We start from the raw sequence: 23674 nt of genomic DNA, 5'->3' as shown, positions 1-23674 counted from the left end.
GAGGAGCCGCCCTCACTCGACCCGAGAGACCGTCTCCTCGATCCCCGCGACGAGCTTCGAGTAGTCGTCGGTGGGCGAGCCGCCGAGGACCGAGCCCCACGCCGGGACGAGCTCGGGACCGTAGCGGTGGCCGTAGCCGTCGGGCGGGTCGTGGCCGACGGCCATGTCGGTCGTCAGCTGCCAGAACGTCACGAAGGGGATCCACGTGACGTCGGGGTTGACGTCGTGACCCCGCGGCTCGCGCAGCCAGTCGGGCTCGGCACCGAGCAGGGCCGGGTTCCACCAGACGACGGGGTCGGACGGGTGCTGGGCGTAGACGAAGCGCGGGAAGTCCCACGCGCCGTAGTCGCGACCGTAGTAGTCGTGGGTCAGCTGGTCGCCGCTCGCGGCGAAGCGGATGTGCAGGCCCGCGTCGACGACCGGGACGATCTCGGGCGACCCCTCGTTGCGCCGGGCCGTCAGCGACTCCGCGATGTCGGTGAAGCTCGGGGTGCCGACCCAGACGCCACCCTGGGCACGCGCCAGCATGTCGTCCGCGTCGGTGAAGGCCGCCTGGCCGCCGTAGGACCCGAGCGACTCCCCGCCGACGACGAGCTGCGGACGGTCGTCGGGCGGCAGCGTGCGCCACACGGCATACACCTTGTCGAAGAGCGCCTTGCCCGCCTCGCGAGGGGTGTCGCGGTCGGTCATCATCGACATCGCGCTGGGCAGGTAGGAGTACTGCATCGCGGCGATCGCGCTGTCGCCGTTGCTGAGGTACTCGACGGACTGGGCCGACCAGTCGTCGACCCATCCGGTGCCCGTCGTCGTGAAGACCGCGAGCACCCGGCGGTTGAACGCCTTCGTGCGCTGCAGCTCGGCGACGACGGCGTCGGCGACGTCGTCGACCGTGCGGCCCGGCGTGCGTCCGGCATAGACGCGGATCGGCTCGATGGCCCCGCGGTCGGTCGCCGCGGTGATCTGGGCGGGCGTCGGCGCGCTCGTGACGAACATCTGGCCCTGGAAGCCGAGGCTGTCCCACGACTCGAGGGACCCCGGACCGCCCGACCGCAGCGGCGACGTCGGCGCGGCCCGGCCGGTCGGGGCGGTGTTGACCTGGGCCGCGACGCCGGCGAAGGCCTGCATGCCGCGGTGGAAGAGCACGCTGTCGGTCACCCACGCCGCCGCGAGGGCCACGACGACGACGGCGATGAGCGTCGCGATCGTCTTGGGCAGCACGTGACCGGCGGCCTCGGCGAGCTGGTGGGTGGCGCCGCGCAGACCACGCGCGATCGCGAGGAAGAGGACGGCGACGACGGCCGCGAGCGCGAGCGCGAGGGCCCAGTCGATCGGGTCGAGCGGAGTCAGGCGGACCACCGCAGCCGTGCGCGCCTGCGAGCGCACGTTGGCGACCGTGAGCCCGAGGACCGCGACCGCTCCGAAGACCGGTGCGGCGACGAGCAGCCAGTGCCGGGCCTCCCCGCTCACCGTGACGCGCAGGTCGATGAGGCGGGCGACCCGCCGGACGACCCACGCGACGAAGACGCCGAGCGCGTAGCCGGCGACGGCGCACAGGCCGCTGATGAGGCCCTGGTAGTACCACGTGCGCGGCAGCAGGCTCGGGGCCATCGACGTGAGGAAGTAGGCGGCACCGAAGAACAGCCCGGTGCGCGAGACGTGCCACCAGGCGCGGCCCGCTCCGGGCCGGATGCGCTGGTCGGACACGTCGGGCATGGATCCACAGTAGGTTGCCGCGGTGTCGCGCCGCCTCGGGTTTGGCCCCTAGGTGACGACCCTGACCCGGGTGCCCTGCCGGGCACGCGTCGGCCGGCCGGGGCACGATGGGCACATGCGAGCCCTCGAGAGCCGGATCACGACCTTCAGCCGCGACGGTCTCCGCTTCGACGTGACCGACACGGGACCGCTGGACGGCGACGTCGTCGTGCTGCTCCACGGCTTCCCGACCGACCGCACGAGCTGGGACCGGGTCGCCGCCCGGCTGCACGAGGCGGGCCTGCGCACCCTCGCCCCGGACCAGCGCGGCTACTCCCCCACGGCCTGCCCACCCGACCGGGACGCCTACCGCCTCGACGAGCTCGTCGGCGACGTCGTCGGCCTCATCGAGGCCTCCGGGCGGGAGCGGGTCCACCTCGTCGGCCACGACTGGGGCGGCGCCCTCGCGTGGCTCGTGGCGGGCAACCACCCGACGCGCATCGCGTCGCTGACCGTCCTGTCGACGCCGCACCCGGCCGCGATGTCGCGGGCCTGGCGGTCCGGCACCGAGCAGAAGCGCAAGTCCTGGTACATGGCGGCCTTCCAGGTGCCGCGGCTGCCCGAGCGGGCGCTCGCCGCCCGCTTCGACGGCCTCATGGCCCGCTCGGGCCTGCCGGCCGCCGACCGGAGCAGGTATGCCGTCCGGCTCGGTCACGCCGAGGCGCTCACGGGGCCGATCAACTGGTACCGGGCGGCCCGGCACTCCGGCGTCGGGGCGCACCGGGTCGAGGTGCCGACGACCTACGTCTGGGGCTCGCGCGACCCGTTCCTCGGCCGGACCGCGGCGGAGCTGACGCACGAGCACGTGACGGGCGACTACGAGCTCGTCGAGCTCGACGCGGGGCACTGGCTGCCCGAGACCCGGGATGCGGAGTCCGCCGCGGCGATCCTGCACCGGATCGCCCGAGCCGGCTGAACGGCATACGCCCGCTCACGCGGGGGGTGACGGACGCCTCGCCCGATGCGGGGAACAGGGGCGCGCGCGGGTAGGTTGCACGACCGTGAAGATCGACATCTGGTGTGAGACTGGTTCAAACTGCTCTTCGTCGGCGTGTCGTGTCGGCAGGCCTCTGACCTGCGCAAACGCCCTCAGACGCTGGGGAGATGGCTGACGCACAGGACGTCCAGAGCGAGGATCTGGCCCGCTACGACGACTTCTACCGGCACCTCAGCCCCGAGGTGTGGGCCGAGTGGAAGGCCGTTAGTCGGGAAAATCAGGGTAATTAGAGCCGCTCGTCGGCGGGCTCCGAACCCTCCTGCTTGCCGAACTGGTCCTCGTTGAGGAGCCTCTGCTTGTGCTCCTCGTTGAAGGGGTAGCCGAAGGTCCGCATGTCCGTGATGTGGCGCTTCATGCTGTCGGCGTTCATCAGGCTGCTCATCAGAGCCCCGGGAGGGTGGGGACGTTCCGATCCATGTGGATCTCCTGCCTTGCCCGCGCCGCTGTGCGCGCCATCGACTCGTCCGCCCCGTTGGGGACGCGACCCTCCATGGGACGCATCGCGTTGTACCCGGAGGCGAAGTGCTCCTTGGCGAACCGCGTACTCGCCTGCCGGTCGCTGGGCAGGTAGGGCAGCGTTCCTCGGCGGTCGTCGTCGAGCATCAACTTCTTGGCGGAGGGGTGGGGGTTGAAGTGCTTGTCGGCGTAGGCGTCCGCGAACCCCTCCTCCCGGCCGCGCTGGCTCGGAAGGGCGTACTCCGAGTGCTCAGTGCCTTGGGTGTGGCTGACGTGGTGGCCCAGTTCATGGATCACGGTGTCACCGTGGATCTGGTTGAGAGCCACACGGGCCCTCCCCCAGCCACCGCCGCCGGAGCGGTAGTCCCCGGCCTTGCCCTGCTCTGCCATCTCCTGAGACTCGGTGAGGCTTCCGACCTGCACGTGTAACTTCCGCATGTCCTCGACGGGAGCGGAAGATCTGGCGAGGTTGGAGAGCACGTCGTGGCGCGTGGCCATGTAGGGCCCAACGTTCGGCGAGATCTGTGCACCTTCGACCATGGTGGCGCTCTGCACCGCACGCATTCGCTCCGGGGTGTAGCCCCGGGGGTACCGCTTCTCGGCCGGGATCTGGCTCTTGCCGCCGGAGAAGAGGGTCCCCTGCGCGTTGGGCTTGGGCTTCAGGTTCGTCTGGAGGTTCCACTGCTCGGTCATGCCTTCGTCCCCCCGAAGTACGGCTTCGCCAGCCCCTTGTCGACGAGCATCTGGTTGACGGAGAGCGGCGTGCCGTCGGACTGCAGGACGACCGGCAGCGGCTCCACGAGCCCGAGGTACCGACCGTACTTGTCCTGCAGCGACTGGAAGGTCTGCACCTTCACCTTGGCCGCAGGAGGTGCAGCCGCAGTGGAGAACGCCGTCGCCTCGGCGTGGTTGGGCTGGCCGCGCTCAGGGGTGTCCACGCGCGCGAGACGGAAGCGGTCCTCGACCCACTTCTTGCGCTGCTCGAAGAAGCGGAAGCCGTAGTCCTGCGTGACGTCCTCCAAGATGACACGGAGGTCGACAGTGTCGCCGTCGACCCAGCGAAGGATCTCGGCGTCGTAGGTGTAGGTGGGGGTGTCGACGGCGACCATCAGAGACCCTTGGGCTTGGGCATCGCGGCGATGGCGGAGAGCGCAGCCTTCGGCTTCCCCTTGGCCGGGCGGTTCTCGGCGTCCCAGTCCCAGACACGGGCCGGGAAGGTCCCCAGACCCTCCTGACGGGCCGCGTGCATGCGGTGGTGGGCGTCGAGGGCGTAGAGCCGTCCGGCCTTCTTCATGATCCACGCGGGCTCGCGGATCTCCTCGCCGTTCTGCAGCGAGGCTCGCAGGCCCTGACTGGAGGGCTTCTCCATCTCCGTCTCGCCCGAGGACTGCGCGGAGTGGATGGGGGCGTCCGTGCGGATCTGCCGAAGCGGCTGGGAGGCCCAGTGCTCGTGCAGCGCCTTGGTGCGGTTGACGTCGCTCTCGATGGACCGCGTGTTCCAGCCGTCCTCGTGCTTCAGCCAACTCTCAGGCGTGGTGTGACCCTCCATCTCGAAGGGGCCCGGGCCGTGCGCCGACTGGAGGCGCTGGATGACGTTGTTGGCCAGCGCGCCACCGTGGGTGCCGTACATGAAGCGCGCGGGCTTGGAGTCGAAGAGGTGCTGCTCGGGGCCGGTGGTGGCCGGGCCACTCATCCGCGCGCCCGCCTTGACGTGCTCGCCGTCGTGGATCAGCACGTTCTCGTTGACCATGCCGGTCTTGTCGACCTCGTAGGTCACCTTGCGGGGACCGTCACCGCCGAGGTCGTGGACACCCATGACCTGCTGGCCCGGGATGGCCCCCGACCACTTGCTGCGGGCGTGCTCGACGAAGGGCAGGGCAGCCTTCGCGCGCTCGACCCGGGGAGCATCGTCCATGCCGGGGAGCGCGGGCTGAGAGAACTGCGCGGAGTTGAGCATCGAACCACCTGAATTGACGCGACAAGTGGTTCCATGGTATCGGTTACCGCTGGCTGATTAGCCACTCACGATAGGCCTCGACGAGGCGGTCGACGACCACGTCGCTCTGCAGGGGCTCGACCCACGTCTCGGGGTTCTCGACCACTGCCTCTTCGCCCGGGTCGATCCGCACGGTGAAGAAGGGCGGGCCCACACGAAGGAACCGCTCGTTGCCGGTCAGGTCTCCAGTCGTCTGGACCGTGCCGGTGTGGATGATCTGCTCGACTCGCATGCTGTAATGCTACACCGTCGAAGTGCTTGACACAAGGTGGACCCGGCTGGGCTCGAACCAGCGACCTTCGGATTAAGAGTCCGCCCCTCTACCAACTGAGGTACGGGTCCAGTGCTGCACGGTCTTGTGCCAGCGGCTCGTGGTGGCCCGCTACGGGAAGTGCCGTGCTGCGCTGGTGCGGCAGGGCTCGAACCTGCGACCTTCCGGTTAACAGCCGGACTCTCTGCCATCTGAGATACACACCAAGGTGGCAGCCCTCGCGCTGCCGCGCCTTCCACCCTTGATCGCCCGATACTCGCTCGCGGCTGTAGAGGCCGTCGGGTTGGTGCGGGAAGGATTGCACCTCTGCGTGGAGCGCTCGGGAGTCGAACCCGTCTCCGGCCGGTTCCGCATGCGGTCCTACCTGCCGTCGAAGCCTATTGCGCCCCGTGTTCTCGACTGGTCAGCCACGCGCTTCCCATCCCGGTTGGTTACGGGCCTAAGCCTTGTCCGCTGTGTCGAGAGTGGGCCCCCCGGGATTCGAACCCGGACTGAACGGATTTTGAGTCCGTCGCCTCTGCCGTTGGGCTAGAGGCCCGCCACGGCCTGATCGGTCCGCAGTTCGTCAACTGTATCACACGATCTGATTGCCTACTCCAGCCGACGCCGGGACATACCCATTCCGTAGGTCGCTCCCGCAAAAACTTGCGAGTACCACAAAGCGGACGTATGGTTCCACTCGCACGACTCTCCAGTGGGGTCTTGGAAGCAACGTGCACACCCCTCTCATCTCCGCTGAAGCAGCCCGGCGGGGGCCTCCGCTTTCCCCCCACCAGCCAAGAGAGACGCGCGCACATGCCATTCACCCACCGTCCCGAGGAAAGCACCGAGGACCGCAACACGCGGCTCGCCAACACCACGGATGCGTTCATCCTGTGGGCCTCCGAGTTCGGACTCATCGACACGGTCGTAGATGAGACAGGTCAGATCGCCTTCCTCCCCGCCGCGTGCGGGCACGAAGAGGTCGACGAGGAGGACGAGGTCCACTTCGCGCACTATGCGCCGAGGCATGCCGCCCCCCGTCGAACCACCCAGCGCCTTCGCCGCGCGGCCCTCCCTGTGGCAGCCAGCATGCTCGTCGGCTCGGCCGCGTACGCCGCGCAGCAAATGACCAGCAACCGGAGCGGCGCGGTTGCCCCGGCGGCGAGCGGTCACCTGAGCGCCAGCGCGGCCAAGAGAACGGCCGAGGCCATCACGAGCACCCCCACCCTCCGGCAGGCTGAAGAGCGCAAGCCGTCGGTGAGCGCGGGGATCGAAGCCATCACCACTCCCCTGTGGGTGCTGGTCTCCTTGCCAGCGAGCGGCGAGAAGCCCAAGGCCTCCCACCACACCGAGAAGATGTCCAGTCTCACGTACAAGGCCGTCAAGAACATCAGCAAGCCCGCCAAGACCCTCCCCGCGCAGGCAGCGCAGCAGGCGGTTGCCAAGGTCACGAGCCTCCCGAAGAAGATCACGAAGTCGGTCACCAAGGTCATCACCAACCCGCCGGTCACGCTGCCGTCGGTCCCCGTCGTCCCTATCCCCGAGGTGTCCCTCCCTCCGGTCGATGTTCCGGTTCCGGCGGTTCCGGTTCCCGAGGTGACCACGCCGGTCGTCGACCCCGTCGTGGACACTGTGACGGCGGTCGTCTCTTCGTCCTGATGCAGGTAACGCAGAAGCCCCGATCCGGTTCGGATCGGGGCTTCTGTCGTCGGGTGGTCAGGCGAGGCCGTTGGCCATCTTGTACCGCTCGATGTCGGAGTTCGGGATACGCCCCGAGGGGGAGGGCGCTTCACCTCTGCCTGCTGCGGCCTCGTCCTCCAGCCAGCGCCGGACGTCCTTGGTCGTGAACATCACCCCACCCTTGGCCCGCATCACTGCGCGGCCTCGTGCGTTCCTCGGGAGGCTGGTGCCAGATCGACGGGAGACCGCGATGAAGTCGGACACCGCCTCGGTCAGCGCGGCGCGGTGCTCGGTGCACAGGTCCGCCTCGTAGTCTCTGCCGTTCACTCGGAACTTCGTGCTCTGGCCGTCCTCGATGACCTCACCGTGTGGCTTCCGGTTCCGGCCCCGCCCGACCAGCAAGTCACAACGCTTGATGACTTCGTCTGCCATGGCTCCTCTTCCAATTTGTGTGTCGACCCTGTTGGAAACAGCGTGGCAGGAGCCGCTTGTCATGTCAATTCTCGCCGATATATGTAAGCCCTTTCATACGAATCTTGCACTTGGCTTGCGGATTCCGTTACCTGTCCGTAACGCACGAAGCGCCCCAGACAACCACTGTGTCTGGAGCGCTTCGCGGGTGGTGCTGTTGGTCAGGCGGCTGACGGGATCTCTTCGAGGGCCGACTTCGCCGCCGCGTAGAACTCGATCCAGTGCTGATGCATGAACTCCAGATCGGCCTTGGCGGCGTTGACCTCGTCCATGCCGTCGTAGAGCGGCACGCCGTGCTCGTCGGTGTCCACGGCCACGTTGAGGCGGACGCTCGTCACCTGTCCGGCGAAGCCGATCTGGTAGGCGATGTCGATCTGCGTGACGAACTGCTGGTTGTCCGTGAAGACCTCTCCCTTGATGGCGCGGAAGTGGTTCTCCGGCTCGGACGGGAACGGCGAGTAGTGCGAGTACGTGGTGGCCTCGGGCTGAACGGTCAAGACGGCTCCTGAAGGGTCTGTTGATGATGTCTGATGGGAGTGAATCACGTGGTGCTGACACCGGGGATGGTGCCGTGGTGCTCGCCGTGTCCGGTCCTACGACCCTGCCAGTAGGCGTTGTCGAGGTGCGCGTCGAGGACGTTCACGATGAGCGAGTTGACGAGGTTGTGGATCTGGTCGTGATCCTCGTCGTCGAGGACTTCGGTGAAGAAGCCCGCGAGGTCCTTGCTGAGGTTGGTCCGTGACACCGGAAGGGCGAGAAACCGACCCACGTGGGTGGCGACTCTCCCTGAGGCGTCTTCGACAATCGTATCAGGCAATCTGCTCACCCGATACGGTTGACGCCGCATTTTCGGATGAAATGTCCGAGATTGGGGCGTAGTGGGTACCGAGGCAGCAGCCGCAGCATCCGTGGGTCCAGTCCCAGAGGGGCTGGTCCGGGTCCGGATGACCGACGCCGTGCTCGGGGCAGTGGCGCTCCAGCATGTGGCGGTCTGCGCGCCACGAGACGTCCCAGTTCCGCATGTGGTGCGCGGAGGGCTTGTGGATCCAGCACGTCTCGCCGTGGCAGGTGAAGGGCAGGTGGACGTTGTGGAGCGTGACGCCACCGATGTGGACCTTGGTGCCCTTGACCTTCAGCGCGTTCTTGACGACCTGCTGAGCCGCCTTCTGGCGCTCCTGCTTCTCGGCCTCTCGCTCGTACTCCGCGATGGCGTACCCGGCGATCTGGCGGATCTGCACGGCGGTGTACTGCAGGCCCGGCTGGAACATGCCGATGACCTTCTTGATGGCCGCGATCTCTCGGTCGACGGGGCCCATCAGAAGTCACCGTCCGCGACCTGAAACACCGGGAGCCCGATGCGACGCCACTGCCGGACGACCTGCGCACGGTCGTCGAAGACGCCGAGGACGTGGTAGTCGTAGCGGACGTGCAGGTCGAACAACTCCTGCTTGACGATGTCGTCGCGTCGCCAGTCCCCCGCCGGGCGCATGTAGAGGGGGGCCGACACCAGCGTGTGCTTCTCCAGCCAGCGCTTGGTGCCCGCACGGGCCTCCTCACTGCGGCCGGACAGGAAAATGATCTCGTCGCCGCCCGACCACAGGTTGTTGACGACGTCGATGACTGCCGCGTTCGGGAGGTCCTGCTCGACCTTGTGCCACTGGAACGGACCACGGTTGTGCGGGCCCAGCGTGAGCGTCCCGTCGATGTCGACGACATAGGCCTCCGGCTTCCCCTTCGGCGCGACGTACGGCTCGACCGGCGGGGTCTCGATCTCGGGCAGGAGCGGGAACTCCCCGTTCTTGAAGTAGCGCTTGTGCATCTTCCGGATGGCGTCCTCCGGCACCTTGCGCCCGCCCTCGTACCAGCGGTGCATGGACCACGCGATGCACTTCTCGACGGGGATCTCGAAGTCGACCGAGCGGAAGTCGGCGTCGTGGTCGAACGCCATGCGCTGCCACTGCTTCACGGTCATCTTGTTGAGGTTGGTGTCGTCGATGACGACGCTGATGCCCGCCTTCAGAGCCCCGGAGACCTGCGCCTTGGCAAGGGTGGTGATCTGCTCCTCCTGCTCCTTGGTCAGGCCGTGGGTCTTGCCGAAGCGCATCTCGCGCAGGTCGTCGCGGTTGACCCGCTGCATCGGATGATTCGTCGACTGGACGAGGCTCTTGGCGAAGGTGGTCTTGCCCGAGCCGGGGAGTCCCCGGGTGATGATGAGGTCGGTCATGGTGGTCCTTTCAGGCTGCTGCGGTGTAGGTGAAGGGTCGGTTGCCCTCGGGCTGGCTCTCCGCCCATGAACGGATACGGAGGCGGTCGGGGTCGCCCGTGCGGACGTAGTGCAGGACCTCCTTGACGAGTGGGTGGTGCCGCAGAGCGGCGTGCTGCTCGAAGGGCGACATGTCCCGTACTGACTCCGCCAGTCCGAGCCCGTGCCGGAACAGGTTGCGGCGCTCGGCCGCGATCCTGCGGGTGGTCGCCTCGATCCACGGGAACACCTCGTCGGGGACCTTGCCGCCCGCGACGAGCCCGGCGAGCCAGTCGTCGCCGAGAGCGAGGGACGCGGCTGCGTCGGCCGGGTCCATGCGCAGGTACGAGCCCCAGTGGTTGGGCTCAGTGATGAGGTCCTTGCACGCGGCGACGGCCATGTGCGTCCAGATGACACGCTCGTTGAGGCCGAAGATGATCCGGTGCAGGGCGACGTAGTCCTCCTGCTTGACCTTCACACGCTCCTCGGAGCCGTTCAGGACGAGGACCATCCCCTCGGCGTTCTTCCGGTCCGGAGCCGCCATGACCTCAGCCATGGACCCGCGATGAAGCGTCTCCGTGATGGGCCCGGGCCAGCCGTCGACATCCCTGACGAACTTCGGGGTGTCGGTCAGGCCGGTGCTGATCTTCCGGCAGCCGAGGAGCACGAGGTCGTCCTGCTCGCCGTAGTTGAGGACGACGCGGTTCTCCGGGTAGATGATCTCGAAGAGGTACGTGAGGATCCCCAGATTGGCCGACTCCTCGTGCCACTTGCCCGCGTAGCGCTCCCGGTAGACACGGGTGGCATGAAGGGCCTGCTCGGACGTGAACGCGCCTCTGGTGGCCACGGAGAGCAGCCCGTCGGGCGCGACGTAGAGGATGCCCAGCGAGCCGTCCATCTTGTCGTACGCGGTCACCCACGTGTCCGGGAAGAGGGTCGGGGCCCACGCCTGACCGAGGTTGAAGAACTTGTCGAACGGGCGTGCACGGACGACGGCGGTCTCCCACGTCTTGCCGTGGACGATGAGCCCCCGGCACTGCAGCGTGGCGGGCGTCCAGTGGTCGTCGTACTGGGCGTTGTCGGTGTAGTTGAGGATCTTCAGGTCCGCGTCGTCGGGATGACTGCGGACGGTGATGTAGCCCGCGTCGATCTCGTTCTGGAGCAGCAGGGGCTCGATGAGTGAGCGAAGCAGCAAGAGGGTCTCCTTGGTCAGATGAAGGTGAAGAGGCTGAAGGGGAACGAGGCCATGCGCTCGACGTCGCGCTCGTCGTTGCGGTCGGTGCGCCCGCCGATGGAGATGGTCGAGTTCTCCAGCGCGACACGGGGGTCGACGTAGCCGAGCCCGTCCGTCCACTGCACGAGCAGGAGGGGCTCCACGCCGTCGCGGAGAGCGGTGCGGGCGAGGCGCTGAAGGCGGGACTCCCCGATCCAGTACGTGCTGTAGCGGCGGCGGGAGCAGAAGCGCTCCTTCACCTCGACGTAGAGGACGGTCTTGCCCTTGGCGCTGAGGATCGCGAAGTCGGCGTGGAAGTGGCGCTCCAACTTCTCGGCCGTGGCTCCGGGGAACTTGGCGAGGAAGCGGTCGATGGTGACCTGCTCGCGATGAAGGTCAGCGTCGGTCTCGTACATCACAGTGGTCATGTGAATCCCTTCTCCGAATCGGTTGCGTCAATCGTGACAGGTGTTCCGGTTTACGTCAAGACCCGGCACCCTACGTGGATGCCGGGCCTCGAACGTCAGATGGTGTTGTCAGATGAGGTGGAGCAGGTGATGCAGCGGCTCACGTGATCGGCGAGCAGCCGCTTGGTCTCTTGGATCTCTGCCTTCAGCCGGAGAGCCTCGGCCTCGTGCTTGGGGTTCCTCGTGCTCGCCGCCTTGCGGGCTGCACGGGCGAGAACCCCGTAGTCCGAGCGGGCCTTGTTGCGCTGGTTCAGGCCCTGCTGGCACATGACGCTCACGGCTCGATGTCCTCCCACGCGAGCGAGGAGCGCTGGATCTTCGACGTCTTCGTGATGCCGCGCTGGACGGAGTAGCCCCAGACCTGACCCTCACGCTTGGCGGCAGCCCGGGCAGCACCGATGTTCTGGTACGGGCCGTAGACGTTGATGACGACGGAAGCCTCTCGCCCATCGGAGGCGGGGTAGTGGGTCATGACGACCGCGCGGAAGGCCGCTGTGGCGTTCTCCTTGGTCTGGCGGCTCATGTCACTTCCCGTCGCAGGCCGGGTCGAGGGTGACCTGAATGGCCCGGGCCTCGGTCTGCCCGCCGACGGTCGCCGACGAGTAGCGGACGCCTGCCTTGCAGACCGTGGCGATGTTGGCGTAGCCGTCCGGCATCTCGACGATGGTGACGTCCTTGTTGATGCGCTGGCCGATGGGCGCGTCCTGATACTGCTCGACGGCCTTGTCACAGCCCTCAGCGGTCAGCGTGAAGAAGGCGAGGATGGCGGCTCCGACGGCGAGGGTGACCCTGCGCTTGCGGTTCACTTGTCCCCCGCCGTCTTGTCGTTGACGAAGGTGGCGGTGTACGGCGGCGTCACGCGGCGGATATGACCGCCGAGACCGAGCCCGTGTCCGTAGGGCGGGTCGACCCAGACGGTTCCCCCGGGGTTGTAGGTCGGGGTCTCGGTCGTCGTCTTGGTCTCCTTGACGACCCGGCCTGCGGCGTCGTACTCGATCTCGGTGACGGTCTTCACGGTCGTGCTCACTTGCTCTCCTTGGGAGTCGGGGTGTTCTTCGAGAAGACGCTGGGGGCGGATGACATCCCCTGTGCGCCGGTGTTCTTCTGCCGCAGGCACTCGCCGTACGACGCATGGTTCTTCGTCTTGCAGCCGGAGGAGCAGTTCGCTCCGAGAGGCTTGTCACTCATGGCGTTCCTCAGGTGTCGAGGTGGTGGTTGATGAACTTGTCGACGCGCTGCCGCTCGATCTGCAGGGCCTCCGTGTGGGCCTTCAGGAGGGCCGTGGAGCCCGCCAGACCGAAGTGCTCGGCGAGGGCCTCGTAGATGGCCCGTGCGGTCTCCTCGGACAGCCGCAGGTCCGCTTCCGGCCCCGGGCGAGTCCCCTCTGCCAGCGTGTATCCGAGGGCGTTCCAGTGGATGACCTGACCCGGTGCCGGGCTGACGATGAGGTTGAGCCCCATCAGGTCGCGACGCAGGATGGCGTGGGCGCTCATCGGCGCACCCGCCAGACGATGGCTCGGCGTCCGCTGGCGAGGCGCTCTCGCTCCCCCGAGTCCTCCACGAGCCCGAGCCGCACGAGTTCTGAGCGACGGGTGCGCAGCCCCGACGGGCTGATCGGGAACCCGAGGTTCTGGGTGGTGTTGACGAGCGCTTCGTCGGTCGCGCCGCCGGAGGCCTTCAGCAGGCTGTGGACGAACCGCTGGGACTCACGCACGTCGCCGACGGACGCGGCTGCCTCGTGGCTGGTCTCCGGGTCGGTAGCCCGGGCGACGGCCGTCACGTTGCCTCGACGATCATCTTGGCGAAGGCCGCGAAGGACGGCACGCGAGGGGCGTAGTCGAAGCGCTGGTTGTGCGGAGCGTCCACGAGGTACGCGACCCGGCCAGCCTCCGAGAGGGCCTTGATGTTGTGCACGCCGTCGTCCACGTAGATGTCGGCGAGGAAGCGGCGCTTGTCCTTCAGGAACGTCAGCGAGTCGTGCGCGAGGTCGTTCTCGAAGACGTAGTCGACGGTCTTCTTGCGGATGATGTCGCGCAGGTCGCCGATGACGCCCTCGCCCTGATGAAGGCCGCGCGCCGTGACGAAGTGGACCTCGTGACCGACCTCGCGCAGGAGGTCGAGCCAGTAGCCGACGTTCGGCAGCGGCGGGGCGGTGTAGAGGTCGCCGCCGAGGGTGGCCTCGTTGATGACCTTGACCCACTCGTCGAGGGGGACCTCGTAGGCCTCGTGCATGGTCCACGAGGTGGGCATGACGCTCCGTGCCTTGCCGAGGTTCGCCGCCACGCAGGCCTTGTGCGCGAGGGCGTACCACGGATGAATGACGTCGTCGATGTCGACGGCCAGCGCGAGCGGTCGGGTGATGTTGGGGGCGAGGTGGGAGAGGTCGTACTCCGGCTCCTCCAGCAGGACCGGCAGTTCCGGGTGCTGGGCGGGCGGTTCGAGCATTGCAGCGGTCATGGTTGCCTTTCGGTTCTGGTCATGCGGTTCGAGCGTGCCGGTTGACACTCACTCGAAGAGTTCGGCCGCGACTCGGGCTCTGACGACGCCCGTCGTGGTGTTCTTGATGTACGTGATGGTGTCCGGGCCCTTGAAGTAGGGGCCGTCGGGGTTCCACGCACGCTCGTTCTCGCCGATCTGGACGGTCACGGAGTGCTGGAAGCCCACGTAGGGGCGGAATCCGGCGCTGATGGCGTGCTCAGTGAGCCAGAGGGAGGCCGTTTCGGCGTCCACATCGAACGAAATCGCGTTTTCGTTCGTCATCAGGACCTCGGACCGACCAGAAGCACACTCTGGAAGGGGTAGGAGGCCGGATGGTGCGACGACAGAGGCGTTCCGTCGAGGGTGGAGACCCTCAGGTAGTACCCCTTGCGCTCCTGAACCACCTCGACGGCGTACTGGAGGCCGTCGGGGGCCGTGATGGTCACCCGCTCGGTCTCTGCGACGGTCGGGATGAGGCCTGCGACCCTCACTTCGCCATCCCCTCGACCAGCACGGAGGCGGTCACGAAGGCCGCGCGCTCCTTCTCGTCGGAACGGGCTGCTGCCTCGGCCCGGAGGCGCTCGACGACCCGGTTGATGGCCCCGTTCCAGCCCACCTTGGCGGCGCTATGAACGCTGGCGCGGATACCGTCCATGGTCTGAGCCATCTCAGGCCTCCCGGAGGGCGTTGATGCGGTTGATGGCCTCGTCGAAGAGGGCGCGGATGCCCGCCCACGTCGCGCCGTCCCACTTCAGGCGCATGTCGTCGAGGACGAAGACCGCCTCGTCGAGGGCGAGGTTGCGCTCCGAGCGCGGCTCGGCCGCGATCTTGGCCTCCAGACGCTCGACGAGCGCGGGGACCTCAGAGGGATGAAGGGGCCGGTCGGAACCAGTCGAGGGCTGCGCTGATGTTGTCACGCTTGATCTCCTTCAGGTAGGGCTCGGGGGTGCGGATGTTGCGGCGGATGTACCAGTCGGCGTAGAACGCGAAGGTGCTGTCCGGGCTGTCGATGTCGAGGATCTCCTTGAAGACGATTCCGCCGACGGGGTTCTTGCTGCCCTTCTTGTCGTCCAGCCCGGGCAGGGCGTTGAGCGCTGCGCGACCCTTATCGGCCTGCAGCATGCCGTGGAACTTGCGGGATCTCGCCGTCGACCAGTACCGCTCCACGGGCGGGTCGATGCTCGGGATGTGGAAGCAGACCCACTCGCTCTCGCCCGTCAATCCGAGGTCGAACGCCTCGCGGGCGCGATTCTGGCGGAGGGTGTCGAGGCGCTCCCAAACGTCGGTGACGCCCATGACGTAGAGCATCGCGTGGATGTCCTGCGCCACCTGTGGCTTCCAACCTCGGAACCAGTCGTCGAGGAAGAGCGCTCGGTTTACCCGGAAGCCCTGCGCGCGGTGAAGGGACGCGTCGCCGGTCAGGACGATGAACTCGCGTCGCTGCTCCGGCGAGATCTCACGCATGAAGTGCATGGCCTGCGCGTGGTGCATCGCGAAGAGGAGGGCCTTCACGCCGCCTGCTTCCCCACGTGCTCGCGGAGGGTCGCGACCGCGTCGCCCCACTCCATCCCGTCGTCCTGTGCGCGCTGAGCGCTCCCCATCCGAGTGAGCAGCACCTGATCGTCGATGGTGGGGATGGGCGCGATGAGTCGAGCGTCCGCCATGCGCCGGAGGAGTGTGCCGATGCGGAGGTCCTTGTTCTTGTCGAGGTACTCGGCGTCGGCGACCCCGAGGGCCAGCAGCGCCTGACCGAAGATGCAGGAGCCCTTGCCCTCGTGGACGTAGAGGCAGTCCTTGACGGGTCCGGTGAGCGGGGACTTGTAGACGAAGTGCGGGTTCTGGTCTGCGAGTTGAATCGCCTTCTCGGCGACCTGAAGTGCTGTGGTCATGTCATCAATGATGGGGTCTCGATCCGGTTCTGTCAACTCGTTCAGTTGATCCGATTGCTTCATCTGGCCAAAATGAAGGAGCCGTGGCTCCCCCTCCGGAACCACGGCTCCCGCCGACGGGTCAGTCTGGCTCGACCCGGCTGTACTCCGCCTTCTTCAAGGCGTCTCTGTGGCGCTCCAGATGCTCGTCGCACAGATGAATGTCTGAGGCTGCACGCGCCTTCCAGCGCGAGGTGGAGGGCATCCCACAGACCGTGCACGGGGGTGTCTCCCTTGCCGAGGCGCTGCTACGGATGACCCGGGCCACTACAGGTCCCGTACGCCCGGGAAGCCCATGTCGCGGCGTGCGTCCTTGGTCAGGTCGACGAAGACGCGTGGCTGCATGTCGAGACGGATGGACTCCATCGCCCGGTGGTACTGGCGGTCCTGCTCGGTCGCTTGGGCGGCGATCCCCTCGACCCACAGCGGCAGCATGGTGGCCAGCGTGTCGATGGCCGTCTTGAAGTAGGGGCTGTGCATGTAGAGGTGTCCCCGGTCGACGGTGAGCGCGCGTACGATGTCCCGGCTCACGAGGCCTCCTTGATGTCGCCTGAGTAGAGGACGACGCGCCGGTTGAGGATCTCGACGACCTGCGACTCGGGGATGACGATCACCACGGTCGCGTGGGCGTGCACGTCGTCGCCGCAGACCCGGATCGAGGTCTCCACGTCCTTGGCGTAGGCGTCGGGGGCCTCGTCGATGGCGTACTCGTCCCACGCGACCACGAGTTCCGGGACCTTCGGTGCGTCCTTGCGGCTGATGAAGGTGGCGTGGATCTTCACGCGAAGGCCTCCTGCCGCGCGGCCTTGCCATGAACGCGCGAGGCGTTGCCCGCACGGTAGAGCCGGGGGACGGCGGGGTCGCCAGCCCTCTCGGCCGCGTGGGCGACGTCGAGCGCGTCGAAGTGGGTCTTGGCGGTGACCCGGCGCTTCAGGTGGAAGCCGTCGTAGAACAGGGTCACGTCGAACTCCTCCTCCCGCGCGGGGGCGGGCTTGGGGATGCCGAAGTCGATGGCGAGCATGCGCTTCACCGGTCCTCCTCGATGGGTAGCCGCTCGTGCCAGTTCGGGTGGATCTCGAAGGGGCGAGCGGGGGTCTTGTTGCAGATGCAGCGTCGGAAGATGCTGCGGTAGCGGGGGCAGTAGCGCCGGTGCTGGCGCTTGATCCGGGGGAACATCAGATCTCCTCCATCTCGCCGAGCACGGCCCGCATGAGGGTCTTCTGCCACGGGAGCAGGTCGATCCCGAGACGCTCCTCGGCGAAGTTGATGATGTCCTCGACGAGCAGGTCGCGCGGCCGACCGCACGCGCACGGGCGCGAGGGATCCCCGGCGTTGGCGGGCAGCCCCCGGTGGTTGATCGGCATCGTGCAGCCACGCTCAGGGTCGTGGTAGCCGCTCGGGTGGTGGCACTTCTCGCAGTAGAAGGGCGCGCAGCGCTCGGCGTAGCGGTTCTTGATGCACACGCCCATGTCGTCGTGGACGTGGTCGGTGCGCGCGAGATCAGCCTGCTGGATCGGTCGCGGGAGGATGGTCGGGTCGGTCATGCAGAAATTGTCGCTTCCTCGTGTCGGCGTTGTCAAGTGGTTGGGTTGTTGTACTTCACGCGCGGGGGCAAAATTAGCCCAAAAGCGCGAACTCGGAACGGATGAGTTCGATGTCCTGCAGCCGCAGACCGACGGCCGGATCGGTCCGGAGCGCCGAGAACGGGCTGGAGATCCGGATCTGCATCTGGAAGACGTCGTCGGAGGTGCACTCGTCGTCGACCCAGATGGCCGGGCGCTTGGGGCTCCGCGTTCCGATCTCGTAGAAGATCGTTGGTGCCTTGGACCCACCCATCCACGGACTGATGGCCACGAAGGTGCACCGGGGCAGGCCGAGCATCTTGCCGAGGAGGTTGGCCCGGCTGTTCCAGTGCGACACCCAGCGGATCTCGACGTCGTCGCTGAGCGACCGGAGCCCTTCGCCGATTTCCTCGTTGATGAGCACGGTGCGCAGGTCCCCGTTGCGCAGGTCGACGCGCGCCTCGTGGAAGCCCGTGGGCGGGGCCTTCTTGGCCTTCAGCACCCCCGGGAGGATGTTGAGCACGCCGTCCACGTCGAGGAACAGCAGGGGCTTCACGGGATCTCCTTCAGCGCCTCGCGCAGCGCGCGGAGGTCCCGGCAGGGCCACGGCGGACGGTTCAGAAAGTCGTGGGACCCCCCGCACTCGTCGGCGTGGCCGTTGCACAGTTTGGGCGGCGCGCAGCAGCCCTTCGTGACGTTGGTCAGCACGGGGTGCTGCGCCTCGACGAGGTCCCGGGTCGCGAGGATCTGGGCTCGGAGTGTCTGCACACGCTGGTCTGCGGCGTAGAGGTCGGCGAGCAGCGACTTCTCCCCCGGCCCGAGCGGGCTGTTGGGGTGGCTCTCAGGCATCGGTCTCCTCCTTCGGCAGTTCGGTCAGTCGGGTGGGGAAGGTGTAGGCGGTGTCCTCGGGGCAGGCGGGGCTCGTCGACACCGTGTAGCCCAACTCCCTCAGGAGCGAGCCGTAGAGGGCGAACTGCTCGGCGTGACGCGGGTGGAACAGGAGCGTCTTGGGCTCGGGCTTCAGGGCCTCTCGCGCCTTCCTGATGTTGTCGAGGATGTCCTGCTTCCCGTACTGGCGCGCGTGGTGCACTCCCGCGCCGTAGCGGACACTGAACGATGCGTCGAGGTTCATCCAGCGCTCCTCGGCGTAGAGCCGCGCGACCTTCAGTTCGGTGTCGGTGTAGTCAGGCATCCTCGCCTCCGGCCGTGATCTCCCGGACGATCTGCGAGGGCTCGACGCCCAGCGCCTGCGCGCGGGACACGACCATGGCCTCGATGTCGGCCCGGGCCTTCTGGACGACGTTCTCGGTGTGCTCGGTCAGGGACTTCGCGGCGAACTCGACGTTCTTCGGGGCGTTCTCGATGGCGAAGTGCAGTCGACGCATGGCCTCGCGGCGGGCCTTGACACCGGCGTTGCTCGGGAGGGCCTCCAGCGCGTCCATCGCCTCCTTGATGCCCTCGAACGCGTGCTGAGCAGCGTCCTGCGTCTCCTTGGCGCTCAGGGCCAGCCGGGCGTCGAACGGCAGGTTGGGGATGTTGTGGTCGTTCTCCTTGGTGCGGATCGTGCACGGCACCCCGGAGGTGTTCATCGAGGACACGAACGACGCCCACTGGGCCTCGGACATGTCGACCTCCATCAGCGGCCGGTTGCCGGTGTGAAGCCAGTCGCGGTTGAGGTCGCGCTTGCGCTGCATCGGGGAGATGGTCACCCGCACGAAGTACGTGTGGCGGATCTCGGAGTCGAAGAGCACCGCGCCCGGGGTCGTGCTGATCCGGTGGGCGGTGATCGAGCCGAAGGCCGGGTGGTGCTCCCAGCCGTCAGCGTCGGTGGTCGGGTCTTCAGTCGGTCGTTGCATGTGACAACCGTACCAGTCGATCCGGTTGCCGTCCAGCGACTACAGCGCGAAACCCATCTCCTGCCCGTCGGGGTTCAGGCACCGCCCGGCTCCCCCGTTCATGGGTGCCTGCACGTAGGTCCCGCCCCACGACTCGCAGCGCTCTTGGTAGCCCGGCTTCGGGGCCTCCGGCCGGTCGGCGTTGCAGGACACCATGCCCGCTGCCAGACCGATCACCGTCAACACGCCCGCCACTGCACGCACCCCTGTGTCCATGGAGGGAGTGTACGTGCTACCAGACCTTTTCGCCGCGTTTGCGCATCTGCCCCTGCGACCACTGGACGCCCTGCACGGAACGGTCCCACGAGTGCTTCGGGTAGGCCATGCCGTGCTCGGACGCGAGGCGCTCTGCCGTCTCCAGCATCATGCCTGCGCCGTTGGGCACGTGGGACTTGACCATCCGGATCTCGCCCGCGTGGTAGGCGTTCACGTGGCCGACGCCGATGGTGTCGTTGTTGTCGCGGACGCCCTCCTCGGGGCGCTCGTTGCTGTAGGAGAGGTGCGCCTTCTCCGTGCCGCCGTAGCGGGCCCCTTCGGAGACGTCGTACAGCGACAGGCGGTGGCTGACCTTGCCGCTGTCGATCCGCGCCTCGTGGCCGGAGGCCTTGCTCAGGGCGTCGAGGTGGTCCTGCACCGACATCTCCATGCCCGGGAGCGCCTGCTGGCGGAGGCCGCTCGGCGGCTGGTGGTAGTAGCCGTCCGGAGCGGGCTCCACGCCGACCCGGTGCGCGCGCTCAGACTTGGTGCGCTCCTGACGGTCGAACGACGCGTTCAGGTGGTGCGTTCCGAGGTCGATCTTCGTCGCCTCGGGCTCGTACCGAAACTGCTGGGGGCTCAGGTTGCTCATGCGGCACCCCCGAACTGCAGCCGCGACAGCACCCGGCCGACCGGGCCGCGATCCTTGCCCGACACGGCGACCGACTGACTGGGGCCGCGCAACTGGTTCCGCCACGCGTCCGGCAGCAGCGGCTTGAACGCCGCGCCGGTGTGGTCCTGCCCCGAGTACGTCTGCCCGGAGTCCTCTCGACTGACCTGTGGCAGCCCGGTGGGCGCGGTGTAGCGGCTGTGTGATCGGCGGTTGCTCACGGTGACTCCTAGGGCTGAATGCTCTCCCTAGTGTCCCGTGAGCAACCGGAGCGATTGTACTGCTTGTCAGGTGGTATCCGTGTGGTAGCAGAACGTGTACCCAAGCCCGTCGCAATGACCGCACGGGTACGACTCCTTGAAGGCGTGCTTCGACTTGTGGCCGTAGCCTTGGTCGACCTTGCGGACCTCCACGACGTCGATGTACCCGCTGCCCTCGCAGTGCTCGCACTTGCAGTGGTCCGCGCGCATGCGTACGCCGCTCATCGGTACCACACCACGATCTCCAGCCGGAGCACCTGCACATAGACCGACCCGGCTCGGCGGTTGCGGCGAACCCTGAATCGGCGACCGTCCGGACGCGGGCGGCGGTGCCAGTCCACGATGAGGCGCTTGGTGTCGATGAACGCGCTCACTTGGTCTCCTTCCCCGAGCACGGCTGACCATCCGGGGTGTTGTGGCGCACGAAGATCTTCTTGTCCCCGTAGACCCTCGCGGCCACGCTCTCGGTGTCCCGGAAGTACGGGGTCGTGTAGGCGACGTCCCGGCCGCAGCCCGGGCACGCTGCGCGACGCCGCTTGGGCGTGTGTCGCACGTTAGGCACCGACGACCTCCCACGGTCCGGCCTTGCGGCGGCGCGCGATCTGCCAGTCGTGCGGGCGCTTCAGGTCGTCCAGCGCCTTCTGAGCCGCCTCGACCGTGTCGTAGCGCATGCCAGACACGTAGCCGTCGGTGCTCACGAAGGTGTAGTCGTACTCCGGCTCGGGGGTCTCGTCGAGGAGGGCCCGGATGGCCTTCGCGACGATCTCGGACTCGTCTTGGTCGTCGGTCAGTTTGCAGGGGCACGTCACGAGCACCGGCTGGTACGACAGCCTCGCGTAGCAGCCGAGCCCGTTGTGGTCGCTGCCCACGAAGTGCCCGCACTCGCATGTGATGCCCTCGCGCTCGAACCGGCTCGACAGCGCCGCGACGCCCTCCCGCAGGTCACGCAGCGCCTGCGACTGCCCCATCAGGCTCGCGATCCGCATGCCGTCGGCCTCGATCTGCTCCTGCAGCGGCTCGGTCTCAGCATCCACCAGCGCCAGCACCCGGTCGACGGCGCTCCGGACCCTGTCGTCCTTGTGGATCGCCTCGGAGTACTTCAGGTAACGCTCGTCCTCCATGCGCTGCTTGTCTCCGATGCCCATCAGATCTCCTCCCATTCCTGCGGCTTCGGTCGGCGCACGACCCTGTAGTGGTGGGGCTTCGTCCATGCCGACAACGCGCGCGTGGCCTGCTCCGGCGTCTCGTAGCGCTCGTCGTCGAGCACCTCCCGACTCAGGATGTACAGGTGGGCGTACTCGTACTTCGGCTTGGCCTCGTGCAGCAGCGCGAACGTCCGGTCGAACACCCCCTCGACCTCGTCACTCAGTTCGAGGAACCGGTCCCGCAGCGCCGTCAGCGGGTCGGGGTGCACGTGCTTCTCCGGCGGGGTCGTCTTGCCGAGCAGCGCCGTCTCCAGCGCCTCAGCCTCCCGCTCCTGCTCGATGGCCTCTTGGATCTCCGCGCTCATCCTGTCGTCGCTCACTTCTTCCCCTCCCGGATCGTGTCGGCCATGCTGCGTGCCGCGTCGAGCACCGACTCGGCCGAGCGCTCGTACCAGCCGCTGCCCTGATCGCCGTAGCCGTAGTCGCCGGTGTTCTCGCCAGCCGCGAAATCCTCCAGCGCCTCAGCCCGCTCGACGTCCACCGCCTTCAGCAGTTCCGGGAGCAGCGTCCCCATGCTGATGCGCCACGTGCCGTGCTTGGGCCCGAAGTGCCGCAGGATCAGTTCCTTGTAGGCATCCGCCCGGTCTGTCGTCGTGGGCTGCGCCACGCCCGGCTCAAAATCGCTCATATTCCTATGGTGACAGGTGATTTATGGGCCGTCAAGTCGTTCAGTCGATGTGCTTTGCAGTGGCAGCCGCGCGCTTCTTCGCGCGGTACTTGATGCCAGCGCGTCGGTTGTACTCACACACCTTCTCGATGTTTGCCCGACGCCACGCGTACTGCGACTCCCGCTCGCCCGCGTGCCAGCGCTTGCTCCGGTAGGTCTTCCAGCACGCCTTGCAGTACGTCTGAACGCCGTCGGCTGTGGCCTTGTTCGCGTAGAACTCGTCGATGGGCTTGGTCGTGTCGCAGCGCGAGCAGTGCTTCGTCTTGGTCATGCCCGCAACCGTATCACGCGAACCACTTGTCGGCCCTCGTGCTCCCCAGTGCCCCGACTCCCCCAATTCCCCCGATTTCCCTGTGCGCCAGCCCCTTCCGACCACTGTCCCGTACGCGTATGGGTTCGAGTCTCGCGAGTCATCAGGCCCCTCCCCCCAGCGCGGCGCGTTTAAGGGTACCCCCCTCGGGTATATTTAAATGCATTTCAGGTGCATTTCTTCGATAGCCGCAACTCATATCTGGTATGAGCCCACGCTTGCAAGGCACACCGACGATGTGGTTGTCAAGCCCAGATCCCATGATGCACACATCGGATGTGGATGCAACCGCCGAGCAATCGAACATAATGAACCTTATCAGCACATTCGCAGGGGGGACGCATGCTTATCGCCGCGTGTCAAGGCTTTCGGCCATACCAATTGTGAGTTATCGCCATTATCTCATATGTGAGTTATCGCGATTATCGAGTAAATCGACCACTGCACATATTCCGATTATTGAGACTCCGCGATTGTGCCCTGATCCTACACATATTCGAATTGTCAGTAGCAACTCATGAATGTATTCACGCATTAATCGCATGTAAATGCACAGCGCACGCTGAGCGTGCAGCCAGTGGCCGGGAGGGCTGTCGGTGCCATGGCGCTCGGTGGTGTGCTGTATGGGAGTGGTGGTGCTGGAGGACCTCTCAGCCTCGCCCGAAATCTGTTCGGGGGGCTCCTCGCCCTACGCTGTGCAGCATGGGCAAGAGGTGGCGTGAGGTCAGCCTGCGGGCGTCGTTCTGGTGGGACTCGTACCGGTGGTTCCGGGAGCACGAGGGGCGCACCGTGTGGGCCTCGATGTTCTGGACCTACCAGCGCGAGGTGCACGACCGGGTGCCCGAGGACAGCGACTGGTGACGACGGCAACCCCCGGACCGCGCGGCTGGGAAGGGGGTCAGCGCGTGGGCCGAGGACAGCGACTGGTGACGACGGCAACCCCCGGACCGCGCGGCTGGGAAGGGGGTCAGCGCGTG

The 23674-nt window shown here is 67.1% G+C and carries 48 protein-coding genes and 3 tRNA genes; 3 read left to right on the top strand and 48 right to left on the bottom strand.

The window, feature by feature from the left end:
• Positions 1-12 precede the first annotated feature (12 nt).
• Complete coding sequence (locus H283_RS0104725) at positions 13-1713, bottom strand: alpha/beta-hydrolase family protein (protein ID WP_020142367.1); 1701 nt, start codon at positions 1711-1713, stop codon at positions 13-15.
• Between the two features lie 115 nt (positions 1714-1828).
• Between H283_RS0104725 and H283_RS0104715 the strand changes: the two genes are divergently transcribed.
• Positions 1829-2668, top strand: coding sequence for an alpha/beta fold hydrolase (locus tag H283_RS0104715; RefSeq protein ID WP_020142366.1), 840 nt, complete (start codon positions 1829-1831; stop codon positions 2666-2668).
• Positions 2669-2975: 307 nt separating this feature from the next.
• Here the strand turns inward: H283_RS0104715 and H283_RS27575 are convergent, their stop codons facing one another.
• From H283_RS27575 to H283_RS0104670, 8 genes are all read right to left on the bottom strand, one after another.
• Positions 2976-3131, bottom strand: coding sequence for a hypothetical protein (locus tag H283_RS27575; RefSeq protein ID WP_020142364.1), 156 nt, complete (start codon positions 3129-3131; stop codon positions 2976-2978).
• Positions 3131-3898: a hypothetical protein gene (locus H283_RS0104700; protein ID WP_020142363.1), complete on the bottom strand. Its 768-nt coding sequence runs from the start codon at positions 3896-3898 to the stop codon at positions 3131-3133. The genes H283_RS27575 and H283_RS0104700 overlap by 1 nt, the downstream gene beginning before the upstream one ends.
• Positions 3895-4314: a thermonuclease family protein gene (locus H283_RS26500; protein WP_020142362.1), complete on the bottom strand. Its 420-nt coding sequence runs from the start codon at positions 4312-4314 to the stop codon at positions 3895-3897. The genes H283_RS0104700 and H283_RS26500 overlap by 4 nt, the downstream gene beginning before the upstream one ends.
• The gene (locus tag H283_RS0104690; protein ID WP_020142361.1) at positions 4314-5162 is read right to left on the bottom strand and encodes a ParB N-terminal domain-containing protein; all 849 of its coding nucleotides are present in this window, start codon (positions 5160-5162) and stop codon (positions 4314-4316) included. Before H283_RS0104690 ends, H283_RS26500 begins: the two co-directional genes overlap by 1 nt.
• A 43-nt stretch (positions 5163-5205) precedes the next feature.
• Complete coding sequence (locus tag H283_RS0104685; RefSeq protein ID WP_020142360.1) at positions 5206-5433, bottom strand: hypothetical protein; 228 nt, start codon at positions 5431-5433, stop codon at positions 5206-5208.
• A gap of 37 nt (positions 5434-5470) precedes the next feature.
• Positions 5471-5543 (bottom strand) — tRNA-Lys (locus H283_RS0104680).
• Between the two features lie 62 nt (positions 5544-5605).
• A tRNA-Asn gene (locus tag H283_RS0104675) sits at positions 5606-5678 on the bottom strand.
• 259 nt (positions 5679-5937) lie between these two features.
• Positions 5938-6010 (bottom strand) — tRNA-Leu (locus H283_RS0104670).
• A gap of 257 nt (positions 6011-6267) precedes the next feature.
• Between H283_RS0104670 and H283_RS0104665 the strand changes: the two genes are divergently transcribed.
• Complete coding sequence (locus tag H283_RS0104665) at positions 6268-7113, top strand: hypothetical protein (protein ID WP_020142359.1); 846 nt, start codon at positions 6268-6270, stop codon at positions 7111-7113.
• A gap of 57 nt (positions 7114-7170) precedes the next feature.
• Here the strand turns inward: H283_RS0104665 and H283_RS0104660 are convergent, their stop codons facing one another.
• The 39 genes from H283_RS0104660 to H283_RS24010 form a co-directional block, all read right to left on the bottom strand.
• Positions 7171-7566, bottom strand: a complete 396-nt coding sequence (locus tag H283_RS0104660) for a histone-like nucleoid-structuring protein Lsr2 (protein WP_020142358.1) — start codon at positions 7564-7566, stop codon at positions 7171-7173.
• 200 nt (positions 7567-7766) lie between these two features.
• Positions 7767-8102: a hypothetical protein gene (locus H283_RS0104655; RefSeq protein WP_020142357.1), complete on the bottom strand. Its 336-nt coding sequence runs from the start codon at positions 8100-8102 to the stop codon at positions 7767-7769.
• A 44-nt stretch (positions 8103-8146) separates the two neighbouring features.
• A complete protein-coding gene (locus H283_RS0104650; RefSeq protein WP_156022968.1) occupies positions 8147-8374 on the bottom strand; it encodes a hypothetical protein in 228 nt (75 codons plus the stop codon).
• A 40-nt stretch (positions 8375-8414) separates the two neighbouring features.
• The gene (locus tag H283_RS0104645) at positions 8415-8921 is read right to left on the bottom strand and encodes a hypothetical protein (protein ID WP_020142355.1); all 507 of its coding nucleotides are present in this window, start codon (positions 8919-8921) and stop codon (positions 8415-8417) included.
• A complete protein-coding gene (locus H283_RS0104640) occupies positions 8921-9829 on the bottom strand; it encodes an AAA family ATPase (protein WP_020142354.1) in 909 nt (302 codons plus the stop codon). The genes H283_RS0104645 and H283_RS0104640 overlap by 1 nt, the downstream gene beginning before the upstream one ends.
• Before the next feature lie 10 nt (positions 9830-9839).
• The gene (locus tag H283_RS24030) at positions 9840-11042 is read right to left on the bottom strand and encodes an RNA ligase (RefSeq protein ID WP_020142353.1); all 1203 of its coding nucleotides are present in this window, start codon (positions 11040-11042) and stop codon (positions 9840-9842) included.
• A gap of 14 nt (positions 11043-11056) precedes the next feature.
• Complete coding sequence (locus tag H283_RS28035; RefSeq protein WP_196805903.1) at positions 11057-11488, bottom strand: hypothetical protein; 432 nt, start codon at positions 11486-11488, stop codon at positions 11057-11059.
• A gap of 95 nt (positions 11489-11583) precedes the next feature.
• Positions 11584-11805: a hypothetical protein gene (locus tag H283_RS0104625; protein WP_020142351.1), complete on the bottom strand. Its 222-nt coding sequence runs from the start codon at positions 11803-11805 to the stop codon at positions 11584-11586.
• A complete protein-coding gene (locus tag H283_RS0104620) occupies positions 11802-12050 on the bottom strand; it encodes a hypothetical protein (RefSeq protein ID WP_020142350.1) in 249 nt (82 codons plus the stop codon). Before H283_RS0104620 ends, H283_RS0104625 begins: the two co-directional genes overlap by 4 nt.
• A gap of 1 nt (position 12051) precedes the next feature.
• Positions 12052-12333: a hypothetical protein gene (locus tag H283_RS24025; protein ID WP_020142349.1), complete on the bottom strand. Its 282-nt coding sequence runs from the start codon at positions 12331-12333 to the stop codon at positions 12052-12054.
• Complete coding sequence (locus tag H283_RS0104610; protein WP_020142348.1) at positions 12330-12554, bottom strand: hypothetical protein; 225 nt, start codon at positions 12552-12554, stop codon at positions 12330-12332. The genes H283_RS24025 and H283_RS0104610 overlap by 4 nt, the downstream gene beginning before the upstream one ends.
• Positions 12551-12715 (bottom strand): hypothetical protein, encoded by a 165-nt coding sequence (locus tag H283_RS27570; RefSeq protein WP_020142347.1) that lies wholly within the window; start codon positions 12713-12715, stop codon positions 12551-12553. The genes H283_RS0104610 and H283_RS27570 overlap by 4 nt, the downstream gene beginning before the upstream one ends.
• Positions 12716-12723: 8 nt before the next feature.
• Positions 12724-13020, bottom strand: coding sequence for a hypothetical protein (locus H283_RS0104600; RefSeq protein ID WP_020142346.1), 297 nt, complete (start codon positions 13018-13020; stop codon positions 12724-12726).
• Positions 13017-13307 carry a hypothetical protein gene (locus H283_RS24020; RefSeq protein ID WP_051103521.1) on the bottom strand — a complete coding sequence of 97 codons (291 nt, stop codon included), beginning with the start codon at positions 13305-13307 and terminating at the stop codon, positions 13017-13019. Before H283_RS24020 ends, H283_RS0104600 begins: the two co-directional genes overlap by 4 nt.
• A complete protein-coding gene (locus tag H283_RS0104590; protein ID WP_156022967.1) occupies positions 13304-13984 on the bottom strand; it encodes a hypothetical protein in 681 nt (226 codons plus the stop codon). The genes H283_RS24020 and H283_RS0104590 overlap by 4 nt, the downstream gene beginning before the upstream one ends.
• Before the next feature lie 48 nt (positions 13985-14032).
• Complete coding sequence (locus H283_RS0104585) at positions 14033-14287, bottom strand: hypothetical protein (protein ID WP_156022966.1); 255 nt, start codon at positions 14285-14287, stop codon at positions 14033-14035.
• The gene (locus H283_RS0104580) at positions 14287-14496 is read right to left on the bottom strand and encodes a hypothetical protein (protein WP_020142344.1); all 210 of its coding nucleotides are present in this window, start codon (positions 14494-14496) and stop codon (positions 14287-14289) included. Before H283_RS0104580 ends, H283_RS0104585 begins: the two co-directional genes overlap by 1 nt.
• Positions 14493-14672, bottom strand: coding sequence for a hypothetical protein (locus H283_RS27565; protein ID WP_156022965.1), 180 nt, complete (start codon positions 14670-14672; stop codon positions 14493-14495). Before H283_RS27565 ends, H283_RS0104580 begins: the two co-directional genes overlap by 4 nt.
• A gap of 1 nt (position 14673) precedes the next feature.
• Positions 14674-14922 carry a hypothetical protein gene (locus H283_RS0104570; protein WP_020142342.1) on the bottom strand — a complete coding sequence of 83 codons (249 nt, stop codon included), beginning with the start codon at positions 14920-14922 and terminating at the stop codon, positions 14674-14676.
• Complete coding sequence (locus H283_RS0104565) at positions 14867-15517, bottom strand: hypothetical protein (protein ID WP_020142341.1); 651 nt, start codon at positions 15515-15517, stop codon at positions 14867-14869. Before H283_RS0104565 ends, H283_RS0104570 begins: the two co-directional genes overlap by 56 nt.
• Positions 15514-15894: a hypothetical protein gene (locus H283_RS26495; protein WP_020142340.1), complete on the bottom strand. Its 381-nt coding sequence runs from the start codon at positions 15892-15894 to the stop codon at positions 15514-15516. Before H283_RS26495 ends, H283_RS0104565 begins: the two co-directional genes overlap by 4 nt.
• Before the next feature lie 306 nt (positions 15895-16200).
• Positions 16201-16464 carry a hypothetical protein gene (locus H283_RS0104555; protein WP_020142339.1) on the bottom strand — a complete coding sequence of 88 codons (264 nt, stop codon included), beginning with the start codon at positions 16462-16464 and terminating at the stop codon, positions 16201-16203.
• A complete protein-coding gene (locus H283_RS0104550; protein ID WP_020142338.1) occupies positions 16461-16715 on the bottom strand; it encodes a hypothetical protein in 255 nt (84 codons plus the stop codon). Before H283_RS0104550 ends, H283_RS0104555 begins: the two co-directional genes overlap by 4 nt.
• A complete protein-coding gene (locus H283_RS0104545; protein WP_020142337.1) occupies positions 16712-16963 on the bottom strand; it encodes a hypothetical protein in 252 nt (83 codons plus the stop codon). Before H283_RS0104545 ends, H283_RS0104550 begins: the two co-directional genes overlap by 4 nt.
• Positions 16960-17109: a hypothetical protein gene (locus H283_RS27560; protein WP_020142336.1), complete on the bottom strand. Its 150-nt coding sequence runs from the start codon at positions 17107-17109 to the stop codon at positions 16960-16962. Before H283_RS27560 ends, H283_RS0104545 begins: the two co-directional genes overlap by 4 nt.
• The gene (locus H283_RS0104535) at positions 17109-17477 is read right to left on the bottom strand and encodes a hypothetical protein (protein WP_020142335.1); all 369 of its coding nucleotides are present in this window, start codon (positions 17475-17477) and stop codon (positions 17109-17111) included. Before H283_RS0104535 ends, H283_RS27560 begins: the two co-directional genes overlap by 1 nt.
• Positions 17478-17550: 73 nt before the next feature.
• Entirely contained in the window at positions 17551-18051 is a 501-nt protein-coding gene (locus H283_RS0104530; protein WP_020142334.1) for a hypothetical protein, read from the bottom strand.
• Positions 18048-18344, bottom strand: coding sequence for a hypothetical protein (locus H283_RS0104525; RefSeq protein WP_020142333.1), 297 nt, complete (start codon positions 18342-18344; stop codon positions 18048-18050). The genes H283_RS0104530 and H283_RS0104525 overlap by 4 nt, the downstream gene beginning before the upstream one ends.
• Positions 18337-18687: a hypothetical protein gene (locus H283_RS0104520; protein WP_020142332.1), complete on the bottom strand. Its 351-nt coding sequence runs from the start codon at positions 18685-18687 to the stop codon at positions 18337-18339. The genes H283_RS0104525 and H283_RS0104520 overlap by 8 nt, the downstream gene beginning before the upstream one ends.
• Positions 18680-19351, bottom strand: a complete 672-nt coding sequence (locus H283_RS0104515) for a hypothetical protein (RefSeq protein WP_020142331.1) — start codon at positions 19349-19351, stop codon at positions 18680-18682. Before H283_RS0104515 ends, H283_RS0104520 begins: the two co-directional genes overlap by 8 nt.
• A gap of 39 nt (positions 19352-19390) precedes the next feature.
• Positions 19391-19606 (bottom strand): hypothetical protein, encoded by a 216-nt coding sequence (locus H283_RS0104510; protein ID WP_156022964.1) that lies wholly within the window; start codon positions 19604-19606, stop codon positions 19391-19393.
• A 16-nt stretch (positions 19607-19622) separates the two neighbouring features.
• The gene (locus H283_RS0104505; protein WP_020142329.1) at positions 19623-20237 is read right to left on the bottom strand and encodes a hypothetical protein; all 615 of its coding nucleotides are present in this window, start codon (positions 20235-20237) and stop codon (positions 19623-19625) included.
• Complete coding sequence (locus tag H283_RS0104500; RefSeq protein ID WP_020142328.1) at positions 20234-20476, bottom strand: hypothetical protein; 243 nt, start codon at positions 20474-20476, stop codon at positions 20234-20236. Before H283_RS0104500 ends, H283_RS0104505 begins: the two co-directional genes overlap by 4 nt.
• 260 nt (positions 20477-20736) lie before the next feature.
• A complete protein-coding gene (locus tag H283_RS27555; RefSeq protein WP_020142326.1) occupies positions 20737-20889 on the bottom strand; it encodes a hypothetical protein in 153 nt (50 codons plus the stop codon).
• Positions 20886-21068, bottom strand: a complete 183-nt coding sequence (locus tag H283_RS0104485) for a hypothetical protein (protein WP_020142325.1) — start codon at positions 21066-21068, stop codon at positions 20886-20888. The genes H283_RS27555 and H283_RS0104485 overlap by 4 nt, the downstream gene beginning before the upstream one ends.
• 1 nt (position 21069) lies before the next feature.
• Positions 21070-21660, bottom strand: coding sequence for a hypothetical protein (locus H283_RS0104480; RefSeq protein ID WP_020142324.1), 591 nt, complete (start codon positions 21658-21660; stop codon positions 21070-21072).
• Entirely contained in the window at positions 21660-22040 is a 381-nt protein-coding gene (locus H283_RS0104475; RefSeq protein ID WP_020142323.1) for a hypothetical protein, read from the bottom strand. Before H283_RS0104475 ends, H283_RS0104480 begins: the two co-directional genes overlap by 1 nt.
• Positions 22037-22348, bottom strand: a complete 312-nt coding sequence (locus H283_RS0104470) for a hypothetical protein (protein WP_020142322.1) — start codon at positions 22346-22348, stop codon at positions 22037-22039. The genes H283_RS0104475 and H283_RS0104470 overlap by 4 nt, the downstream gene beginning before the upstream one ends.
• 40 nt (positions 22349-22388) lie before the next feature.
• Complete coding sequence (locus H283_RS24010; RefSeq protein ID WP_020142321.1) at positions 22389-22658, bottom strand: hypothetical protein; 270 nt, start codon at positions 22656-22658, stop codon at positions 22389-22391.
• Positions 22659-23399: 741 nt separating this feature from the next.
• Between H283_RS24010 and H283_RS27550 the strand changes: the two genes are divergently transcribed.
• On the top strand, positions 23400-23558 hold the full coding sequence (locus tag H283_RS27550; RefSeq protein WP_020142320.1) for a hypothetical protein: 159 nt from the start codon (positions 23400-23402) through the stop codon (positions 23556-23558).
• Positions 23559-23674: the final 116 nt, after the last annotated feature.

The organism is Terracoccus sp. 273MFTsu3.1, from assembly GCF_000383675.1.
Taxonomy (GTDB): domain Bacteria; phylum Actinomycetota; class Actinomycetes; order Actinomycetales; family Dermatophilaceae; genus Terrabacter.
This window is presented reverse-complemented; position numbering and strand designations above follow the sequence as displayed.

What these genes read in the sequence shown, in the direction of transcription:
- H283_RS0104620 (WP_020142350.1), bottom strand. Translation starts at nt 12,050, where the DNA reads ATGAGCCGCCAGACCAAGGAGAACGCCACAGCGGCCTTCCGCGCGGTC.
- H283_RS24010 (WP_020142321.1), bottom strand. Translation starts at nt 22,658, where the DNA reads ATGACCAAGACGAAGCACTGCTCGCGCTGCGACACGACCAAGCCCATC.
- H283_RS0104470 (WP_020142322.1), bottom strand. Translation starts at nt 22,348, where the DNA reads ATGAGCGATTTTGAGCCGGGCGTGGCGCAGCCCACGACGACAGACCGG.
- H283_RS0104600 (WP_020142346.1), bottom strand. Translation starts at nt 13,020, where the DNA reads ATGAGCGCCCACGCCATCCTGCGTCGCGACCTGATGGGGCTCAACCTC.
- H283_RS0104715 (WP_020142366.1), top strand. Translation starts at nt 1,829, where the DNA reads ATGCGAGCCCTCGAGAGCCGGATCACGACCTTCAGCCGCGACGGTCTC.
- H283_RS0104640 (WP_020142354.1), bottom strand. Translation starts at nt 9,829, where the DNA reads ATGACCGACCTCATCATCACCCGGGGACTCCCCGGCTCGGGCAAGACC.
- H283_RS27560 (WP_020142336.1), bottom strand. Translation starts at nt 17,109, where the DNA reads ATGTTCCCCCGGATCAAGCGCCAGCACCGGCGCTACTGCCCCCGCTAC.
- H283_RS0104665 (WP_020142359.1), top strand. Translation starts at nt 6,268, where the DNA reads ATGCCATTCACCCACCGTCCCGAGGAAAGCACCGAGGACCGCAACACG.
- H283_RS26495 (WP_020142340.1), bottom strand. Translation starts at nt 15,894, where the DNA reads ATGACCACAGCACTTCAGGTCGCCGAGAAGGCGATTCAACTCGCAGAC.
- H283_RS0104515 (WP_020142331.1), bottom strand. Translation starts at nt 19,351, where the DNA reads ATGCAACGACCGACTGAAGACCCGACCACCGACGCTGACGGCTGGGAG.
- H283_RS0104645 (WP_020142355.1), bottom strand. Translation starts at nt 8,921, where the DNA reads ATGGGCCCCGTCGACCGAGAGATCGCGGCCATCAAGAAGGTCATCGGC.
- H283_RS0104535 (WP_020142335.1), bottom strand. Translation starts at nt 17,477, where the DNA reads ATGACCGACCCGACCATCCTCCCGCGACCGATCCAGCAGGCTGATCTC.
- H283_RS0104510 (WP_156022964.1), bottom strand. Translation starts at nt 19,606, where the DNA reads ATGGACACAGGGGTGCGTGCAGTGGCGGGCGTGTTGACGGTGATCGGT.
- H283_RS0104725 (WP_020142367.1), bottom strand. Translation starts at nt 1,713, where the DNA reads ATGCCCGACGTGTCCGACCAGCGCATCCGGCCCGGAGCGGGCCGCGCC.
- H283_RS0104525 (WP_020142333.1), bottom strand. Translation starts at nt 18,344, where the DNA reads ATGCCTGAGAGCCACCCCAACAGCCCGCTCGGGCCGGGGGAGAAGTCG.
- H283_RS0104685 (WP_020142360.1), bottom strand. Translation starts at nt 5,433, where the DNA reads ATGCGAGTCGAGCAGATCATCCACACCGGCACGGTCCAGACGACTGGA.
- H283_RS0104480 (WP_020142324.1), bottom strand. Translation starts at nt 21,660, where the DNA reads ATGGGCATCGGAGACAAGCAGCGCATGGAGGACGAGCGTTACCTGAAG.
- H283_RS0104660 (WP_020142358.1), bottom strand. Translation starts at nt 7,566, where the DNA reads ATGGCAGACGAAGTCATCAAGCGTTGTGACTTGCTGGTCGGGCGGGGC.
- H283_RS28035 (WP_196805903.1), bottom strand. Translation starts at nt 11,488, where the DNA reads ATGACCACTGTGATGTACGAGACCGACGCTGACCTTCATCGCGAGCAG.
- H283_RS27575 (WP_020142364.1), bottom strand. Translation starts at nt 3,131, where the DNA reads ATGAGCAGCCTGATGAACGCCGACAGCATGAAGCGCCACATCACGGAC.
- H283_RS0104690 (WP_020142361.1), bottom strand. Translation starts at nt 5,162, where the DNA reads ATGCTCAACTCCGCGCAGTTCTCTCAGCCCGCGCTCCCCGGCATGGAC.
- H283_RS27550 (WP_020142320.1), top strand. Translation starts at nt 23,400, where the DNA reads ATGGGCAAGAGGTGGCGTGAGGTCAGCCTGCGGGCGTCGTTCTGGTGG.
- H283_RS0104700 (WP_020142363.1), bottom strand. Translation starts at nt 3,898, where the DNA reads ATGACCGAGCAGTGGAACCTCCAGACGAACCTGAAGCCCAAGCCCAAC.
- H283_RS26500 (WP_020142362.1), bottom strand. Translation starts at nt 4,314, where the DNA reads ATGGTCGCCGTCGACACCCCCACCTACACCTACGACGCCGAGATCCTT.
- H283_RS27565 (WP_156022965.1), bottom strand. Translation starts at nt 14,672, where the DNA reads ATGGCTCAGACCATGGACGGTATCCGCGCCAGCGTTCATAGCGCCGCC.
- H283_RS0104505 (WP_020142329.1), bottom strand. Translation starts at nt 20,237, where the DNA reads ATGAGCAACCTGAGCCCCCAGCAGTTTCGGTACGAGCCCGAGGCGACG.
- H283_RS0104585 (WP_156022966.1), bottom strand. Translation starts at nt 14,287, where the DNA reads ATGACGAACGAAAACGCGATTTCGTTCGATGTGGACGCCGAAACGGCC.
- H283_RS27570 (WP_020142347.1), bottom strand. Translation starts at nt 12,715, where the DNA reads ATGAGTGACAAGCCTCTCGGAGCGAACTGCTCCTCCGGCTGCAAGACG.
- H283_RS0104590 (WP_156022967.1), bottom strand. Translation starts at nt 13,984, where the DNA reads ATGACCGCTGCAATGCTCGAACCGCCCGCCCAGCACCCGGAACTGCCG.
- H283_RS0104520 (WP_020142332.1), bottom strand. Translation starts at nt 18,687, where the DNA reads ATGCCTGACTACACCGACACCGAACTGAAGGTCGCGCGGCTCTACGCC.